This is a genomic window from Agromyces indicus (assembly GCF_031432295.1).
Lineage (GTDB): Bacteria > Actinomycetota > Actinomycetes > Actinomycetales > Microbacteriaceae > Agromyces > Agromyces indicus.
In genome coordinates, this window is sequence record NZ_JAVKGS010000001.1 from 1,126,214 (window position 1) to 1,142,287 (window position 16,074).

Below are 16,074 nucleotides of genomic sequence, written 5' to 3' on the forward strand. Positions count from 1 at the left end.
GTCGAGGCCGCTCAGCCGGACGCGGCGGTCACGCGGTGGTGGCCTCCTCGGCGGGCGAGAGGTCGACGTCGACGAGCGGGTGCAGGTGCCGGGTGTGGTCGACCACGCGGACCGGACCCTCGAGCCGCACGGTGTGCGCGTGCACGAGGTCGCCGCTCGAGCGGCCCACGCTCAGGACGAGCTCGCCGGGCTCGACGATGCGTTCGCCGGAGCGCGACGTGAACGACGCGAGGTCGGCGGGCACGGTGAACCACACGTCGGCGGCCGCGCCGGGGTCGAGGTCGACGCGCGCGAAGCCGATGAGCCGCTGCACGGGCCGCACGACCGAGGCGACCGGGTCGTGCAGGTACAGCTGCACGACCTCGGTTCCGGACCGCGTGCCCGTGTTGCGCACGCGCACGCGCACGCTCGCGGCGCCGTCGGTCGCGATCGCGTCCTCCTCGGCCTCGAACGCCGGCCAGTCGAAGCTCGCGTAGCCGAGCCCGTGACCGAACGGGTACGCCGGGGTCGGGTCGAGGTTCGACACGTCGCTCGCGCGGGCGAGCGGCGGCGCCAGGTAGGTCGTGGGCTGGGAGCCCGGCGACGACGGGATCGACACGGGCAGCCGGCCCGACGGGTTGACCCGGCCGCTCAGCACGCCCGCGATCGCGCCCGCGCCCTCCTCACCGGCGAAGAACGCCTGGAGGATCCCGGCCGACTCCGCGACCGCGCGCCCGAGGGCGTAGGGCCGTCCGGCGAGCAGCGCGAGCACCGTGGGCGTGCCCGTGTCGAGCACGGCGTCGACGAGCTGCTGCTGCGCACCCGGCAGGGCGAGCGACTCGGCGTCGCAGCCCTCGCCGCTCGTGCCGCGGCCGAAGAGGCCCGCCCGGTCGCCGAGCGCGAGCACGACGACGTCGGCCGAGGCGGCCAGCGCCGCGGCATCCGCGAGGCCATCGATCTCGCCCCCGTCGACGGTCGTGCCGAGGGCGTGACGGATGTCGCTGCCCGGGAACTCGGCGCGGATCGCGTCGAGCAGCGTCGGGATGCGGATGCCCATCTCCACGCCCGGGTGCTGCGTGACCACGTGGGTGGGGAACGAGTAGCAGCCGAGCATGGCGTACGGGTCGTCGGCGTTGGGGCCGATCACGGCGATGACGGATGGCGCGGCCGGACCGTCCGCGTCGTCCGCGCCGCCGAGCGGCAGCGTGCCGTCGTTGCGCACGAGCACCACCGCGCGCTCGGCGAGCTCGCGAGCGACCTCGCGGTTGTCGGGCGGGTCGAGGTCGATCGTGCCGCGGACCGCCGCGGCATCCGTCGCCCCCACGCCCTGGAGCGCGGAGGGGACCGGCGACCAGTCGGCGTCGAGCAGGCCGAGTTCGGCCTTCTGCCGCAGCACGCGCCCGAGCGCCGTGTCGACGAGCGACATCGGCACCGCGCCCGCCGAGACCGCGGCCCGCAGCGGTTCGCCGAAGGCCTTGACGGTGGGCAGCTCGACGTCGATGCCGGCCTCGAGCGCACCGGCCGCGGCATCCGCCCACGTGTCGGCCACGCCGTGCAGGAGCTTCAGGAACGCGACCGCGAAGTAGTCCGCGACGACGGTGCCGTCGAAGCCCCACGTCTCGCGCAGCAGCTCGGTGAGCAGCCAGCGGTCGCCGGCCGACGGCACGCCGTCGAGGTCGGAGTACGAGTTCATGACGCTGCGGGCGCCGCCCTCGCGCACGGCCATCTCGAACGGCGGCAGCAGCACGTCGGCGAGCTCGCGCGCGCCGACCGACACGGGTGCGAGGTTGCGCCCGGCCTTGGACGCCGAGTACCCGACGAAGTGCTTCAGGGTCGAGACGATGCCGGATGACTCCAGCCCGCGCACGTACGCGGTGCCCACCGTCGCGACGAGGTACGGGTCCTCACCGATGGTCTCCTCGACGCGGCCCCAGCGCGCGTCGCGCACGACGTCGAGCACCGGTGCGAGGCCCTGGTGGACGCCCACCGAGCGCATGTCGGCGCCGATGCGCCCCGCCATCCGCTCGACGAGGGCCGGGTCGAACGTCGCGCCCCACGACAGCGGCACCGGGTAGGCGGTCGCGCCCCACGCGGCGAACCCGGCGAGGCACTCGTCGTGCGCGATCGCGGGGATGCCGAAGCGGTTGGCCGCCACGATCCGCTCCTGCATGCGCACGAGCGAGAGCGCGCCGACCGCGGCGTCGACCGGGGCGGTGCCGAACGGCCGGGTGATCTGGCCGAGCCCCGACGGCAGCAGCGCGTCGAGGTCGACGTCGTCGTTCAGGTCGTGCTGGTGCGGGGCGACGTCGGCGTGGCCGTCGTCGGAGGCGCCCACCCACACGCCGTAGAGCTGGGCGAGCTTCTCGTCGAGGGTCATCTCGGCGATGAGGGCCCGCACCCGCTCGTCCACCGGGCGGGCGGCGTCGCGCCACGCGGCATCCGTCGTCGCAGTCGTCGCGGTCGTCGCGGTGGACGCGGTCACGTCGTGCTGCGTCATCCCTTCACCGCCCCTTGGAGGCCGCCGACGATGCGTCGCTCGGCGGCGAGGAAGAACACGAGCGCCGGGATCATGGCCAGCGACGTGTAGGCGAGCACGGCGGCCGTGTCCTGCGAGTACTGCGTCGAGAACTGGGTCACCCCGAGCGGCAGCGGCCACAGGTCCTGGGGCAGCGTGCCGGTGCTGATCACGAGCAGCGGGAGGAGGTAGCCGTTCCAGCTGCCCACGAACGCGAGCACGCCGACGGTCACGAGGCCCGGCATCGACAGCGGCAGCAGGATGCGCCAGAAGAAGCCCAGGCGCGACGCGCCGTCGATCTGCGCGGCCTCCTCGAGCTCGTCGGGGATCGCCCGCAGGAACGGCACGAGGATGATGATCGTGGTCGGCAGCGCGAAGGCGATCGACGGGATGATCACGCCCAGGTACGTGCCGTGCAGGCCGAGCGTCCGCAGCAGCAGCGTGAGCGGCAGCGCGGCGACGGTCAGCGGGAACATGAGCCCTGCCGTGAACAGCGTGTAGAGGCCCTGACGGCCGCGGAAGTCGTACCGGGCGATCACGAACGCGGCCATGATGCCCGCGATCACGACGCCGAGCGTCGTGCCTCCGGCGAGCACGATGCTCGCGAACACGTTGCCCCAGAAGCGCGGCGCACCGAGGACGGTCGCCCAGTTCTGCAGGGTCCACGGGTCGGGCAGGCCCGCGGGGTCGGCGTTCAGGTCGGCGGTCGTGCGGAACCCGCCGAGGAAGACGTAGACGACGGGGCCGATCGCGACCGCGGCCACCACGAGGGCGACGAGGTACACGAAGGGCTGTCCGAGGTCGAACCGTCGCCCGGCTGGGCGGCGCTCGGGCAGGTCGCCGGGCGGCCGGCCCGTGGTGATGGCGGTGGTGGCGGTCATGTCAGCGCACTCCTCGGGTGATGGCGCCGGCGAGGTCGCGGCGGAGGGCGAAGCGCTGGTACACGAGCGCCACGATCAGCGAGATGAAGAACAGGATGACCGCGATGGCGCTGCCGTAGCCCGGCTGGCCGGCGAACTGACCCTGCTGCACCATGTACGTCGCCATGGTCTCGGTGGACATGCTGCGCACGGTCGGTGCGACCGTGACCCACACCATGTCGAACAGCTGCAGCGCGCCGATCATCGACAGGAACGCCCAGATGCGGATGGTCGGGCCGAGCAGCGGGATGGTGATGTGCCGCTGGATCTGCCACCAGCTGGCGCCGTCGATCGCGGCGGCCTCGGCGAGTTCCTCGGGCACGCCCTGCAGGCCGGCGAGCATCAGGATGATCGCGAAGCCGAGGTACTTCCAGGTCAGGATGAAGAAGAGCGTCCACAGCGCGATGTCGGGGTCGGCGAGCCAGTTCTGCCGCCACTCGCCGAGGCCGATCGCCTCGAGCGCGGCGTTCACGCCGCCCTGCGGTTGCAGCAGCAGCTTCCACGACAGGCCCGCGATGACCTCGGCGAGCACGTACGGGACGAAGATCAGGAGTCGCAGCACCGACCGGCCGCGCATGGGGCGGTTCAGCAGCAGTGCGATGCCGATCGCGAGCGGGCCCTGCACGAGCAGCGACGCGATCAGGATGAAGAAGTTGTTGCCGATGGCGCGCACGAATTCGGGAGTGCCGAAGGCGCGCTCGTAGTTGGCGAGGCCGACGAAGCGCTCGGGGTCGGCCAGGTGCTCCCAGCGGAACGCCGGAGGCAGGTTGTAGAGGCTGTAGACCGCGGCCAGGACGACCGGCAGGATCACGAAGCCGAGGAAGAGGACGAGTGCCGGGGTCATCAGCACGGCGATCTCGATGCGCTGGCGCACGGATCCCGCGCGCCGGTGCGAACGGCCCGGGGCGGGGGCCGGGCCCGCGGAAGTCGCGGGCCCGGCCGGGTTCAGGACGGTGGTCATGGTGCTACTGCGTCGCCGCGGCGTCCTGCATCTTGGTCACGATGTCCTCGGGCGAGCCGGAGCCGCCGAAGAGGTTCGTGATGCCCTCGTTCATGGCGTTGCCGACGGTCGTGCCGAAGGCGGTGTCGAACCAGAGCTGGACGAAGGAGGCCTCCGCGAGGCCCTCGGCGACGGCCTTGAGGTTCTCGTCCTCGAGCGACTCGGTCGCGGCCGGCACGGTCGGGATGCCGGAGCCGCTCGCGGCGAACTTCGCCTGGACCTCTTCGCTCATGATGTACTCGAGCAGCTCGGCGCACTCCGGCGGGGCCTCCGACGAGCAGCCGTAGCCGTCGCCGCCGCCGAGCGCGGCGGTCGGGTCGCCCGCGGCGCCGTCGATGCCCGGGAACGGGAACCAGCCGAGGAACTCGGGCACCTGCTGGTCGGCGGTGAGGCCGCCGATGACGCCGGCGTTCCAGTGGCCCATGAGCTCCATCGCGGCCTGGCCGTTGGCGATGAGACCCGCGGAGCTGCCCGCGCCCTGCTGGGCGGGGGTGCCGAGGAAGCCCTCCTGGAACGGCTCGATGGCGAGGAACTCCTCGAGCTGCTCACCGGCCTCGACCCAGCAGTCGTCGCTGAAGTCGCTCTCGGCCTCGGCGGCCTCGAGCGCCTCGGGCGAGCAGGACTTGAGCGCGAACTGGTACCACCAGTGCGCGGCCGGCCACTTGTCGCCGGCGCCCACCGCGATGGGGGTGATGCCGGCGTCCTTCAGCTGCTCGACGACGTCGAGGAGCTCGTCGAACGTCTCCGGCGGCGCGTCGATGCCCGCCTGCTCGAACAGGTCGGTGTTGTACCAGAAGCCCTCGATGCCGAAGGTGAACGGGATGGCGTAGGTCTCGCCGTCGACCTGCCAGGGGTTCACGGCGGCGCCGACGCTCTCGATGGTGTCCGGGATCTCGTCGTCGAGCGGCATCAGGTAGCCGTTCTCGACCTGGTCGCGCAGCTCGCCGCCCGGCCAGACCTGGAAGAGGTCCGGCGGGTCGCCGGCGGCCAGCGCGTTCGGGATGAGCGTGCGCTGCAGCTCCTCGTTCTGGTAGCCCGTCTGCTCGACGTTGACGCCCGGGTGGTCGGCCTCGAACTCCTGCGCGACCTCCTCCCACACCTCGGGGAGCGGGCCGGTGGTGCCGTTGTGCCACCAGGTGATGGTGACCTCGCCGTCACCGCCCTCGCCGCCGCCGCCGTCACCGCTGCTGCAGGCGGTGAGCGAGGCGAGTGCGAGACCCGTCGCGGCGGTGAGCGTGACGAGCCTCATGGTGCTGCGTCTGTTCATCATTGAACCTCTCGAAAGTTTCGACCACAACGTCGAAAGTGATCTGGACGTCTCGAATATACGCTGGCGACCATTTGGGGTCAAGCGCAACAAATATCGCGCGCCGTCTGCCGCAGCGACGGCCGCGTCCCTAGAGTGGATGCCGTGTCAGACCGGAACGGAAGTTTCGACGGCGTGCATCGCCGCAATCTCGCGCGCGTGCTCGGTCTCGTGCACCTCGAGGGGCCGCTCTCCCGCGCGAGGCTCACCGCCCTGACCGGACTCAACCGGTCGACGATCGCCGCGCTCGCCGGCGAGCTCGTCGACTTCGGCCTCGTCGAGGAACGGGCCCCCGACCCCACGAACCGGGTGGGTCGCCCGTCTCCCGTCATCGCCCCGCACCCGGCGCTCGTCGCCGTCGCGGTGAATCCCGAGGTCGACGCGGTCACGCTCGCGGCCGTGGGCCTCGGCGGCCGCATCGCCGCCCGCCGCCGCATCGACGTCGACGGGCTCGTGTCGCCCGACGAGGTGGCGCGGCTCACGGCCGACACGATCGACGGATGGCGCAGCCACGAGCTGCCCGACGCGCGGTTCGCCGGCGTGGGCCTGGCCGTGCCCGGCCTCGTGCGCGCCGCCGATGGGCTCGTCCGGTTCGCGCCGCACCTCGAATGGCGGGACGCCCCCGTCCGCGCCTTCGTCGAGCAGGCCACGGGACTGCCGGCCGCGGTCGGCAACGACGCGAGCCTCGGCGCGATCGCCGAGCACCTGTTCGGCGCCGGGCGCGGCGTCGACGACCTCGTGTACCTCAACGGCGGCGCGAGCGGCATCGGCGGGGGACTCATCGTGCACGGCCGACCCGTGGGCGGCACGAGCGGGTACGCGGGGGAGTTCGGGCAGAACCGGCCCGGCATCGCGGCATCCGTCGACCGTCGCGCCGAGGGCGGCGTGCTCGAGGACGAGGTCAGCCGGACGCGCCTGCTCGAGGCCGTCGGACTGCGCAGCGCCGACGAGCCCACGCTCGCCGCGGCGATCCGCGACGCGCTCGCGGCCGACGGCGAGCGCGGGGCGGCCATCGCCGACGAGCTCGACCGGCAGCGTCGCATCCTCGCCACGGCGCTCGCGAACGCGGTCAACGTGCTGAACCCGTCGCTGGTCATCCTCGGCGGGTTCCTCGCGACGCTCGCCGACCAGGACCCGGAGGCGCTCCGTGCCGCGGTCGCCGCCCAAGCGATGCCGGCCGCCGCCGAGGACGTCGACCTCGTCGTCGCGGCCCTCGGCGAGGACCGGCTCATGATCGGCGCGGCGGAGGCCGCGTTCGCGTCCCTCCTCGCCGACCCGCTCGCCGCCGCCCACCCGGCGGCGGTCGAATAGGACGCGTCACGCCGCGGGCGGAAAAGTTCCCGCTTGCGCGAAACCCCGGGGGCGCGGTTAGACTGTTCCGAGTCGAATCGATTCGAGCCGGGCTTCGAGCCGGCCGCGATTCCCGAGGACGGCGCCCGCGGGCGCCGTTTCCGTTCGCTGGCGCCCGACGGCGCGCGCCGCGCAGCCCACTCGACCGCACCGCACGACCGCCATCCAGCACGCACGGGAACCGCCTATGTCCACCGCCTCCATCCCCATCGTCCGACCCGACGACCACGCCGCGAGCCCCGGCCGCCACCCGGGCGACCTCCTGAGCCGCCGCCAGCGGCTCGTCTACGTGATCGTGCTCGGCGCGCTCACCGCGCTCGGGCCGTTCACCATCGACCTGTACCTGCCCGCCTTCCCCGCGCTCGAGGCCGAGCTCGGCGTGAACGCCGCCGCCATCCAGGTGACCCTCACCGGCACGATGATCGGCTTCGGCCTCGGTCAGCTCGTCGTCGGCCCGTGGAGCGACAAGGTCGGTCGCCGCCTGCCGCTCATCCTTTCGACGATCGTGCACATCGCGGCATCCGTCGCCGCCGCCCTCGCGCCCGACATCGCGTGGCTCACCGCGTTCCGGCTGCTGCAGGGCTTCGGCGCCGCCGCGGGCGGCGTGGTCGCGATGGCCATGGTGCGCGACCTCTTCGGCGGCAAGCCGCTCGTGCGCATGCTGTCGCGGCTCGCGCTCGTCGTCGGCCTCGCACCCGTCGTCGCACCCGTCGTCGGCTCGCAGCTCATGCAGGTCATGGACTGGCGCGGCCTGTTCTGGGTGCTCGGCGCCTACGGCCTCGTCGTCGTGCTCGCCGTGATGTTCCTCATCGTCGAGACGCTGCCCGAGTCGCGTCGGCACGTCGCCGGGCACTCGTCGATGCGCGAGCGGTACCGCGCGCTGTTCCGCGACCGGGTCTACCTGGGTGCGGCGCTCGTCGGCGGCATGACGTTCACCGGCCTGTTCGCGTACCTCTCGACCTCGTCGTTCCTGTTCCAGCAGGTGTACGACTTCTCGCCGCAGGAGTACGGCATCCTCTTCGCCGTGAACTCGATCGGCGTCGTCGTCGGCGTGCAGGTGTCGTCGCGGCTCATCCGCGGGCCCATCCCGCCGCAGTACATCATCGCCGGCACGACGGTCATCCACCTGGCGATGGCGGCCGCGATCATCGTGCTCGACAGCTCCGGCGCCGGCTTCTGGGGCACGGCCGTCCCGCTGTGGATCTACATCGCCGCGTGCGGGTTCACCTTCCCCGCCGTGCAGGTGCTCGCCCTCGCCAACCACGGCGCCGAGGCCGGCACGGCCGCGTCGCTGCTCGGTGCGCTGAACTTCGGCCTCGCCGGCGCGCTCTCGCCGCTCGCGGGCCTGATGGGCGTGGGCACCGCGGTGCCGATGGCCGTCGTGATGGCCGGCGCCGCGGTGATCGCGGTCGCGTCGGTGTGGCTGCTCGTGCGGCCGTCGACGGTCCCCGCCCTGTCCGACTGACGCGGGAGCGCGCTACGCTCGCAGCCGAGGGGAACGGAGCGGCGCAGTGGGTCCACCGGCACGATGCGAGGTCCGTGCGGCGACGGCGGCGGACGCGGCGGTCGTCGGCGGCCTGCTGTTCGACTTCAACACCGAGTTCGAATCGCCGACGCCGTCGGCCGAGGAGTTCGCGGCACGCTTCGCGACGCTCCTCGAGCGCGACGACGTGATCGTCCTCCTCGCCGAGGATCCGGAGCCGGTCGGGTTCGCCTACCTGACGCTGCGCCCCACGCCGTACGGCGACGGACCGCTCGCCCAGCTCGAGGAGCTGTACGTGCGGCCCGCGCTGCGCGACCGCGGCATCGGCACTGAGCTGCTCACCCGCGCGCTCGCCGACGTGCGCGGACGCAGTGCGATCGAGATGCACATCAACGTCGACGAGGTCGATGTCGACACCCGCCGGTTCTACGAACGGCACGGGTTCGTGAACATCGAGCCGGGCACCGATTACCGCATGCTGTTCTACGTGCGCGAGCTCTGATCATGCGGCGACGTGGCACGCGGCATCCGTTCTCAGGTCGTCCCCGGGTCGCCGACTAGCGTTGGAGGATGAGCGCACCGGACCGCACCGCGGAGCACCCGACCGATTCGCCCGACCCGGGTGACGGCCCGAACCCCCACCGCCGGCCCGGCTGGCGCGCCCAGGGCGCGGCGGTCACCGAGGGGCGGGCGGCGGCGCGCGCCGACGAACTGAACCCCCGCGCTCGCGAGGCGCGCACCGAGTACGTGGGCCGCTTCGCCCCCCTCGCGGTCGGCATCGCCTCGGTGGTCATCGCGGCGCTGCTCGGCCTGATCCTCGCCCTCCGCGCCGATTCGCTGTTCGAGATCGACGAGGAGTGGGCGGAGGACATCTTCGCCCTGCGCGGCGGGATCGCGAACATCTTCGCGTTCGGCATGGATGCGCTCGGCGGCGGCATCGTGGGCGTGTTCGTCGTGCCGATCGTCACCGCGGTGATCCTCCTCATCGCCCGGCGGCCGTGGGGTGCGCTGTTCTTCATCGTCGCGTCGGTCGCGAGCGCGGGCGTGGTGCAGCTCCTGAAGAACCTCTTCGGCCGGGCACGTCCGGAGGACATGCTCGTGGCATCCGACTTCGGCTCATTCCCGTCGGGGCATGTGGCGAACGCGGCGACGATCGCGGTCGCGATCGGCATCATCGTGCCGAAGCTCTGGGTGTGGATCGTCGGCGCGCTCTACACGATCCTCATGGCGGTCAGCCGCACCTACCTCGGGGTGCACTGGTTCACCGACACGGTCGGCGGTGCGCTCATCGGCGCGGGCGTGGCGCTGCTGGTCTGGACCCTGTTCGCCCGTCGCCTCGAGCGCGAACGGCTCGACCGGGCGGCGAGGATCGCCGAACGAAACCGGCTGCGCGCCGAGGCGCACGTCACTCCGCCCGCGCGTCCTCGCGCGACGGCGTCGACGCCGGCGTCCTGACCGCCGCCCCCTCGACGAGCTGCAGCACCCGGGCGGCGACGCTCACCGCGATCGCCGCGGGTTCCTTCGAGCGGATGCCGTCGATGCCGATGGGCGTCGTGATGCGCTCGAGCGCGGCGTCGTCGTGTCCCGCCTCGCGCAGCCGCGTCCGGAACCGCGCCCATTTGGATCGCGAGCCGATGAGCCCGATCGAGCCGAGCCCGGGCGTGCGCAGCGCCATGTCGCAGATCGCGAGGTCCTCCGCGTGGTCGTGCGTCATCACGAGCACGTGCGCGCCGCCGGGCAGGTCGGCGAGCGCCGACTCGGGCACCGGCAGGTGGTGCCGCCGCAGGTCGGCGATCGTGTCGGCGAAGGGCCCGGTCCGGCCCGGCACGCCGATCCGGTCGGGCGAGAGCATCTCGGCGCGCGAGTCGACCAGGTCGAGTCGCAGCGGATGCCGCGCGAGCACCCGGGCGAGCTCCAGCCCCACGTGGCCGAGGCCGAAGATCGCGACGACCGGCACCACCGGCACCGGTTCGAGCAGCAGGGTCACCTCGCCCCCGCAGCACTGCACGCCGTAGTCGACGACGGCCCGGTCGCTCAGCGTGAGCGTCAGCAGCTCGGGCTCCACCGCGCCGGCGTCGAGCATCTCGCGAGCGCGCCGGACGGCGGTCTCCTCGAGGTTGCCGCCGCCCACGCTGCCGAACGCGTCGCTGGAGGCGACCACCATCTTCGCGCCGCCGTTGCGGGGCGCGTGTCCGCGCACGGTCGCGAGGGTGACGAGCACCGCGGGCGAGCGGGTCTCCCGCAGCCGCTGCAGTGCGTCGAGCCAGTCCATGGTCGCTCCGGTCAGGTCCCCGCGGTGACGGATGCCGCGGCATCCGTCGTCTCGGACGTCGGTTCGTCGGCCGGGGTGCTCGGGGCGCCCGCCGCACGCGCCGCCTCGATCGCCCAGAAGGTCGCCTCGGGCGTCGCGGGCGAGGCGAGTTCGACGCTGCGGCCGGTCGGGCCGAACGCGGCCACCGCGTCGCGGATCGCCTCGCGGACGCTGAACGCGAGCATGAACGGCGGTTCGCCGACGGCCTTCGAGCCGTACACCGCGCCGTCCTCGCGCGCCCGCTCCAGGAAGTGCACGTTGAGCTCGTCCGGCAGTTCCGAGAAGCTCGGCAGCTTGTACGTGCTCGCCGACTGCGTGAGCAGACGCCCGCGGCCGGGGCCGTCGGTCTCGTCCCAGCGGAGCTCCTCGAGCATGAGCCATCCGGCCCCCTGCATGAAGGCGCCCTCGACCTGGCCGAGGTCGACGAGCGGCGAGAGCGAGTCGCCCACGTCGTGCACGATGTCGACGCGGCGCAGGCGCGTGGCACCCGTGAACCCGTCGACCTCGACCTCGGCCGCGGCGGCGCCGTACGCGAAGTACTTGAACGGCGTGCCCTGCATGGTCGCCGGGTCCCAGCCGAGGCCCTCGGTGCGGTAGAAGCCCGCCGCGAAGAGCTGCACGCGCTCGTGGTACGCCGTCTCGACGAGCTCGGCGAACGCCATCGCCCGCTCGGTGGCGGATGACGCGACGACCCCGTCGGCGAAACGGATGTCGCCGGGGTCACCGCCGAGATGCGCCGCCGCGACCTCCGCGAGGCGGTCGCGGATCTGGTCGCACGCGTGCTTGACCGCACCGCCGTTGAGGTCGGCGCCGGACGAGGCGGCCGTCGCCGAGGTGTTCGGCACCTTGTCGGTCCGTGTCGGCGCGAGGCGGACGGCCGTGAACGGCACCCCGAGCGCGGTGGCGGCCACCTGCAGCATCTTCGTGTGCAGGCCCTGCCCGAGCTCGGTGCCGCCGTGGTTCACGAGCACCGAGCCGTCCTTGTAGACGTGCACGAGCGCGCCGGCCTGGTTGTAGGCGGTGAACGTGAACGAGATACCGAACTTCACGGGGGTCATCGCGAGGCCGCGCTTCACGTCGGGGCTGCCGGCGTTGAACCGGGCGATCTCGGCGCGTCGGTCGTCGAAGGCGCTCTCGGTGCGGAGCCGCTGCCAGATCTCGTGCAGCCGCTCCGCGTGGCGCACCTCCTGGCCGTACGGCGTCGTCTGGCCCGGCCGGTACAGGTTGCGCTCGCGGATCGTCGCGGCGTCGAGGCCCAGCTGCGGCGCGACCCGGCCGAGGATGTCCTCGATCACGAACATGCCCTGGGGTCCGCCGAACCCGCGGAACGCGGTCTGCGAGGTCTTGTTCGTCTTCGCGATGCGGCCGTGCACCGCGACGTCCGGGATCCAGTAGGCGTTGTCGACGTGGCAGAGCGCCCGGCCGAGCACGGGCTCGGAGAGGTCGAGGCACCAGCCGCCGTCGGCCGTGAGGGTCGCCTCGAGCGCGAGGAGACGGCCGTCGTCGTCGAAGCCCGCGCGCCAGGTCGCGTGGTATGGGTGGCGCTTGCCGGTCATCGTGAGGTCCTGCGTGCGCGTCAGCCGCAGCCGGACGGGGCGGCCGGTGCGCACGGCACCCAGCGCGGCGATCGCCGCGAGCCCGTGCGGCTGCATCTCCTTGCCGCCGAATCCGCCGCCGAGGCGCAGCACCTGCACGGTGACCCGGTGCGAGGGCACCCCGAGCACGTGCGCGACGATCTCCTGCGTCTCCGACGGGTGCTGCGAGCTCGAGTCGAGGAACACCTGCCCCTCGGAGTCGACGTGCGCGAGGGACGCGTGGGTCTCGAGGTAGAAGTGCTCCTGCCCGCCGACGACGCTCTCGCCCTCGAAGACGTGCGGCGCGGTCGCGAGGGCGGATGCCGCGTCGCCGCGCTGCACGGTCGGCGCGAAGCCCTGGAACGACCCGGCCTCGATCGCCTCGGCGATCGTGACGATCGACGGCAGCGGTTCGTACTCGATGCGGACCGCGGCGGCGCCGCGCCGGGCGGCCTCGGCCGACTCGCCGAGCACCCACGCGAGCGCATGCCCGTGGTACCGGGCCTCGTCGGGGAAGAGCGGCTCGTCGTGCTTGGTCCCCGCGTCGTTCACGCCCGGCACGTCGTCGGCCGTCAGCACGTGCACGACGCCGGGCACCTCGAGCGCGGGCGCCACGTCGAGCCGCACCCGGGCGTGCGCGTGCTCCGACTGCACCGGCCAAGCGGTGAGCACCCCGGCGCGGCGGGCGGCGAGGTCGTCGGTGTAGGTCGCGACGCCGGTCGCGTGCTGGACGGCGCTCTCGTGCGGCATCCGCCGACCGACGACGGCGCCGGCGGGGCGTGCGGCGAGCTCGCTCATGCCGGCACCTCCTCACGTGCCGTGCTGCGGTACAGCTTGAGCAGCGCCCGGTTCAGCATGAGCGCGCGGTACTCGGCGCTCGCACGGTGGTCGGACATCGGCGTGCCCTCGCCGCCCATGACGGATGCCGCGTCGCGGACGGTGTCGAGCTCCCACGGCCGTCCGGTCAGGGCCGCCTCGGTCGCCCGGGCGCGAATGGGCGTCGCCGCGACGCCCCCCAGCCCGATGCGCGCGGCGACCACCGTGCCGTCATCGCCCACGTCGATCGCGAAGCCGACCGCGACGCTCGAGATGTCGTCGTAGCGGCGCTTGGCGACCTTGTGGAACGCGGCGAGGTTCGCGAGCGGCAGCGGGATGCGGACGGAACGGATGAGCTCATCGGGCCGGCGGACCGTCTGCCGGTAGCCGGTGAAGTACTCGGCGAGGTCCACCTCGCGCTCGCCGTCGACCGACGCGAGCCGCAGCCGCGCCTCGAGCGCGAGCAGCGCGGGCGCCGCGTCGCCGATGGGGGAGGCGGTGCCGAGGTTGCCGCCGAGCGTCGCCCGGTTGCGGATGAGCGGCGACGCGAACTGCGGGAACAGGGCGTCGAGCAGCGGCACCCGGCCGTTCAGTCGCCGCTGCACCTCGGCGAGGCTGAGCGCGGCACCGACCTCGATCGCGGACTCGTCGACGTGCACCTCGCGCAGCTCCGGCAGGTGCTCGATCGCGACGGTGAGCGGCGTGCGCCGGCCGCGCAGGTTGACCTCGACGCCCCAGTCGGTGGAGCCCGCGACGACGGTCGCGTCGGGCTCGTCGCGGAGCAGTCCGAGCGTCTCGGCGAGGTCGGCCGGGCGGACGAACCGCTCGCCGTCGTGGTCGACGCGCGTGGGGCGCGGAGCGGGCGGCGGGCTCGCGCGGCGAGCGGCGAGCGGATCGTCGGCGTCCGGCTGCCCGAGTGCGGAGGCGGCGTCGCGGATCGGGCGGTACCCCGTGCAGCGGCACAGGTTCCCGGAGAGGGCGTGCAGGTCGAAGCCGTTCGGGGCGTGGTGGGCGTGGTCGCCGCGCCCCGGGCGGTAGAACTCCGCGGCCATGCTGCACGCGAACCCGGGGGTGCAGTATCCGCACTGGGAGGCGCCGTCGGCCGCGAGCGCCGCCTGGACCGGATGCGGCGCGTGTGGCGTACCGAGGCCCTCGGCCGTCACGACCTCCTGCCCGTCGAGCGCCGCGACGGGAAGCAGGCACGCATTCACCGCCGTCCACGCGGTGCCGCCGTCGTCGTCGGGGGCCGCGACGAGGACCGAGCAGGCCCCGCACTCGCCCTCGGCGCAGCCCTCCTTGGCGCCGGTGAGTCCCCTCGCGCGGAGCCAGTCGAGCGTCGTCGTGTGGGCGGCCACCTCCCCGTCCGCGAGCTCGACTCCGTTGACGGTCACGACGATGTGCTGCATCCGCACCCCCTTGCCGCGAGTCTACGCCGCGAGGTGCGCCCGCTCGCCGCTCCACGGCCCGTTGTCCATCTGGACAATTGCGGCGGATCCGGCTACCGTACCCGTCATGCGAATCCTCCTCATCGGCGCGGGGGGCGTGGGCGACGCCATCGCCAAGATCGCCGCCCGCCGCGACTTCTTCGAGCTCATCGTCGTGAGCGACTACGACGAGTCCCGTGCCCGCCGCACCGTCGACTGGATCGCCGCGAAGCACGGCGACGCCGTGGCGGCCCGGTTCACCACGGCGCAGGTCGACGCGAGCGACCCCGAGGTCGTGGCATCCGTCGCCCGCGAGCACCGCGCGACCCACGTGATGAACGCCGTCGAGCCGAAGTTCGTGCCGTCGATCTTCCGCGGTGCGCTCGCCGCGGGCGCCGACTACCTCGACATGGCCATGAGCCTGTCGGAGCCGCACCCCACCGACCCGTACGCCGAGACCGGCGTGAAGCTCGGCGACGACCAGTTCGCGCAGGCCGACGACTGGGAGACGGCCGGCCGGCTCGCGCTCGTCGGCATGGGCGTCGAGCCCGGGCTCTCCGACGTGTTCGCCCGGTACGCCGCCGACCACCTCTTCAGCGAGATCGACGAGCTCGGCACGCGCGACGGCGCCAACCTGGTCGTTCGCGACGAGGAGGGCAACGAGATATTCGCGCCGTCCTTCTCGATCTGGACCACCATCGAGGAGTGCCTGAACCCGCCCGTCGTCTGGGAGCAGGACCGCGGGTGGTACACGACCCCGCCGTTCAGCGAGCCCGAGGTGTTCGAGTTCCCCGAGGGCATCGGGCCGGTGGAGTGCGTGAACGTCGAGCACGAGGAGGTGCTCCTCATGCCGCGCTGGGTCGACGCCAAGCGCGTGACGTTCAAGTACGGGCTCGGCGACGAGTTCATCGGCGTGCTGAAGACCCTGCACCTGCTGGGCCTCGACTCGACGACGCCGATCCGCGTCCGGAGCGCGAACGGCCCGGTCGAGGTCGCGCCGCGCGACGTGGTCGCCGCCGCACTGCCCGATCCGGCGTCGATCGGCCCGCGCATGACCGGCAAGACGTGCGCCGGGCTGTGGGTCACCGGCACGGGCACCGACGGCGCGCCCCGCGAGGTGTACCTGTACCACGTGAGCGACAACGAGTGGACGATGCGCGAGTACGAGGCGCAGTGCGTCGTCTGGCAGACCGCGCTGAACCCCGTGATCGCGCTCGAGCTGCTCGCGACCGGCGCCTGGCAGGGCGTCGGCGTGCTCGGACCCGAGGCGTTCGACGCGCAGCCGTTCCTCGAGCTCATGGCGCGCGCCGAGGCCGACGGCGGGTACGGCCAGCCCTGGGGCATGGAGGACCGTCTCGCTCGCTGAGCCGCCCGCCACGCCGCGCGCGTTCGAGTA

Annotated in this window: 12 protein-coding genes; 5 read left to right on the forward strand and 7 right to left on the reverse strand. The window is 73.1% G+C overall.

The genetic code is table 11. The features are described 5' to 3' along the window. Positions 1-28 precede the first annotated feature (28 nt). Genes RH861_RS05425 through RH861_RS05440 form a run of 4 tightly spaced genes read right to left on the reverse strand, consistent with a single transcriptional unit; the run spans position 29 to position 5,681 of the window. Positions 29-2,476, reverse strand: coding sequence for a beta-xylosidase/alpha-l-arabinosidase (locus RH861_RS05425; RefSeq protein ID WP_310520113.1), 2,448 nt, complete (start codon positions 2,474-2,476; stop codon positions 29-31). Continuing rightward, positions 2,473-3,375, reverse strand: coding sequence for a carbohydrate ABC transporter permease (locus tag RH861_RS05430; RefSeq protein WP_067948946.1), 903 nt, complete (start codon positions 3,373-3,375; stop codon positions 2,473-2,475). Before RH861_RS05430 ends, RH861_RS05425 begins: the two co-directional genes overlap by 4 nt. A 1-nt stretch (position 3,376) precedes the next feature. Then, positions 3,377-4,375: a carbohydrate ABC transporter permease gene (locus RH861_RS05435; RefSeq protein WP_310520114.1), complete on the reverse strand. Its 999-nt coding sequence runs from the start codon at positions 4,373-4,375 to the stop codon at positions 3,377-3,379. Between the two features lie 4 nt (positions 4,376-4,379). Continuing rightward, positions 4,380-5,681: an ABC transporter substrate-binding protein gene (locus RH861_RS05440; protein WP_310520115.1), complete on the reverse strand. Its 1,302-nt coding sequence runs from the start codon at positions 5,679-5,681 to the stop codon at positions 4,380-4,382. A gap of 144 nt (positions 5,682-5,825) precedes the next feature. On the opposite strand from RH861_RS05440, the gene RH861_RS05445 reads away from it, so the two are divergent. From RH861_RS05445 to RH861_RS05460, 4 genes are all read left to right on the forward strand, one after another. Beyond that, on the forward strand, positions 5,826-7,031 hold the full coding sequence (locus RH861_RS05445) for an ROK family transcriptional regulator (protein WP_310520116.1): 1,206 nt from the start codon (positions 5,826-5,828) through the stop codon (positions 7,029-7,031). A 226-nt stretch (positions 7,032-7,257) separates the two neighbouring features. Further along, complete coding sequence (locus tag RH861_RS05450) at positions 7,258-8,535, forward strand: multidrug effflux MFS transporter (protein ID WP_310520117.1); 1,278 nt, start codon at positions 7,258-7,260, stop codon at positions 8,533-8,535. 46 nt (positions 8,536-8,581) lie between these two features. Next, positions 8,582-9,055 (forward strand): GNAT family N-acetyltransferase, encoded by a 474-nt coding sequence (locus RH861_RS05455; RefSeq protein WP_310520118.1) that lies wholly within the window; start codon positions 8,582-8,584, stop codon positions 9,053-9,055. A 68-nt stretch (positions 9,056-9,123) separates the two neighbouring features. Next, positions 9,124-10,008, forward strand: a complete 885-nt coding sequence (locus RH861_RS05460) for a phosphatase PAP2 family protein (RefSeq protein ID WP_310520119.1) — start codon at positions 9,124-9,126, stop codon at positions 10,006-10,008. On the opposite strand, the gene xdhC is transcribed toward RH861_RS05460, so the two are convergent. Genes xdhC through RH861_RS05475 form a run of 3 tightly spaced genes read right to left on the reverse strand, consistent with a single transcriptional unit; the run spans position 9,959 to position 14,660 of the window. Next, positions 9,959-10,825 (reverse strand): xanthine dehydrogenase accessory protein XdhC, encoded by an 867-nt coding sequence (gene xdhC / locus RH861_RS05465; protein WP_310520120.1) that lies wholly within the window; start codon positions 10,823-10,825, stop codon positions 9,959-9,961. The two genes, RH861_RS05460 and xdhC, sit on opposite strands and share 50 nt — an antisense overlap. A gap of 11 nt (positions 10,826-10,836) precedes the next feature. Beyond that, positions 10,837-13,236, reverse strand: coding sequence for a xanthine dehydrogenase molybdopterin binding subunit (xdhB, locus tag RH861_RS05470; protein WP_310520121.1), 2,400 nt, complete (start codon positions 13,234-13,236; stop codon positions 10,837-10,839). Further along, on the reverse strand, positions 13,233-14,660 hold the full coding sequence (locus tag RH861_RS05475) for a xanthine dehydrogenase small subunit (protein WP_310520122.1): 1,428 nt from the start codon (positions 14,658-14,660) through the stop codon (positions 13,233-13,235). Before RH861_RS05475 ends, xdhB begins: the two co-directional genes overlap by 4 nt. A 106-nt stretch (positions 14,661-14,766) precedes the next feature. Here RH861_RS05475 and RH861_RS05480 point away from each other — a divergent pair, with 106 nt between their 5' ends. Next, positions 14,767-16,044: a saccharopine dehydrogenase family protein gene (locus RH861_RS05480; protein WP_310520123.1), complete on the forward strand. Its 1,278-nt coding sequence runs from the start codon at positions 14,767-14,769 to the stop codon at positions 16,042-16,044. Positions 16,045-16,074: the final 30 nt, after the last annotated feature.

What these genes read in the sequence shown, in the direction of transcription:
- xdhB (WP_310520121.1), bottom strand. Translation starts at nt 13,236, where the DNA reads ATGAGCGAGCTCGCCGCACGCCCCGCCGGCGCCGTCGTCGGTCGGCGG.
- RH861_RS05460 (WP_310520119.1), top strand. Translation starts at nt 9,124, where the DNA reads ATGAGCGCACCGGACCGCACCGCGGAGCACCCGACCGATTCGCCCGAC.
- RH861_RS05480 (WP_310520123.1), top strand. Translation starts at nt 14,767, where the DNA reads ATGCGAATCCTCCTCATCGGCGCGGGGGGCGTGGGCGACGCCATCGCC.
- RH861_RS05425 (WP_310520113.1), bottom strand. Translation starts at nt 2,476, where the DNA reads ATGACGCAGCACGACGTGACCGCGTCCACCGCGACGACCGCGACGACT.
- RH861_RS05450 (WP_310520117.1), top strand. Translation starts at nt 7,258, where the DNA reads ATGTCCACCGCCTCCATCCCCATCGTCCGACCCGACGACCACGCCGCG.
- xdhC (WP_310520120.1), bottom strand. Translation starts at nt 10,825, where the DNA reads ATGGACTGGCTCGACGCACTGCAGCGGCTGCGGGAGACCCGCTCGCCC.
- RH861_RS05440 (WP_310520115.1), bottom strand. Translation starts at nt 5,681, where the DNA reads ATGAACAGACGCAGCACCATGAGGCTCGTCACGCTCACCGCCGCGACG.
- RH861_RS05435 (WP_310520114.1), bottom strand. Translation starts at nt 4,375, where the DNA reads ATGACCACCGTCCTGAACCCGGCCGGGCCCGCGACTTCCGCGGGCCCG.
- RH861_RS05430 (WP_067948946.1), bottom strand. Translation starts at nt 3,375, where the DNA reads ATGACCGCCACCACCGCCATCACCACGGGCCGGCCGCCCGGCGACCTG.
- RH861_RS05475 (WP_310520122.1), bottom strand. Translation starts at nt 14,660, where the DNA reads ATGCAGCACATCGTCGTGACCGTCAACGGAGTCGAGCTCGCGGACGGG.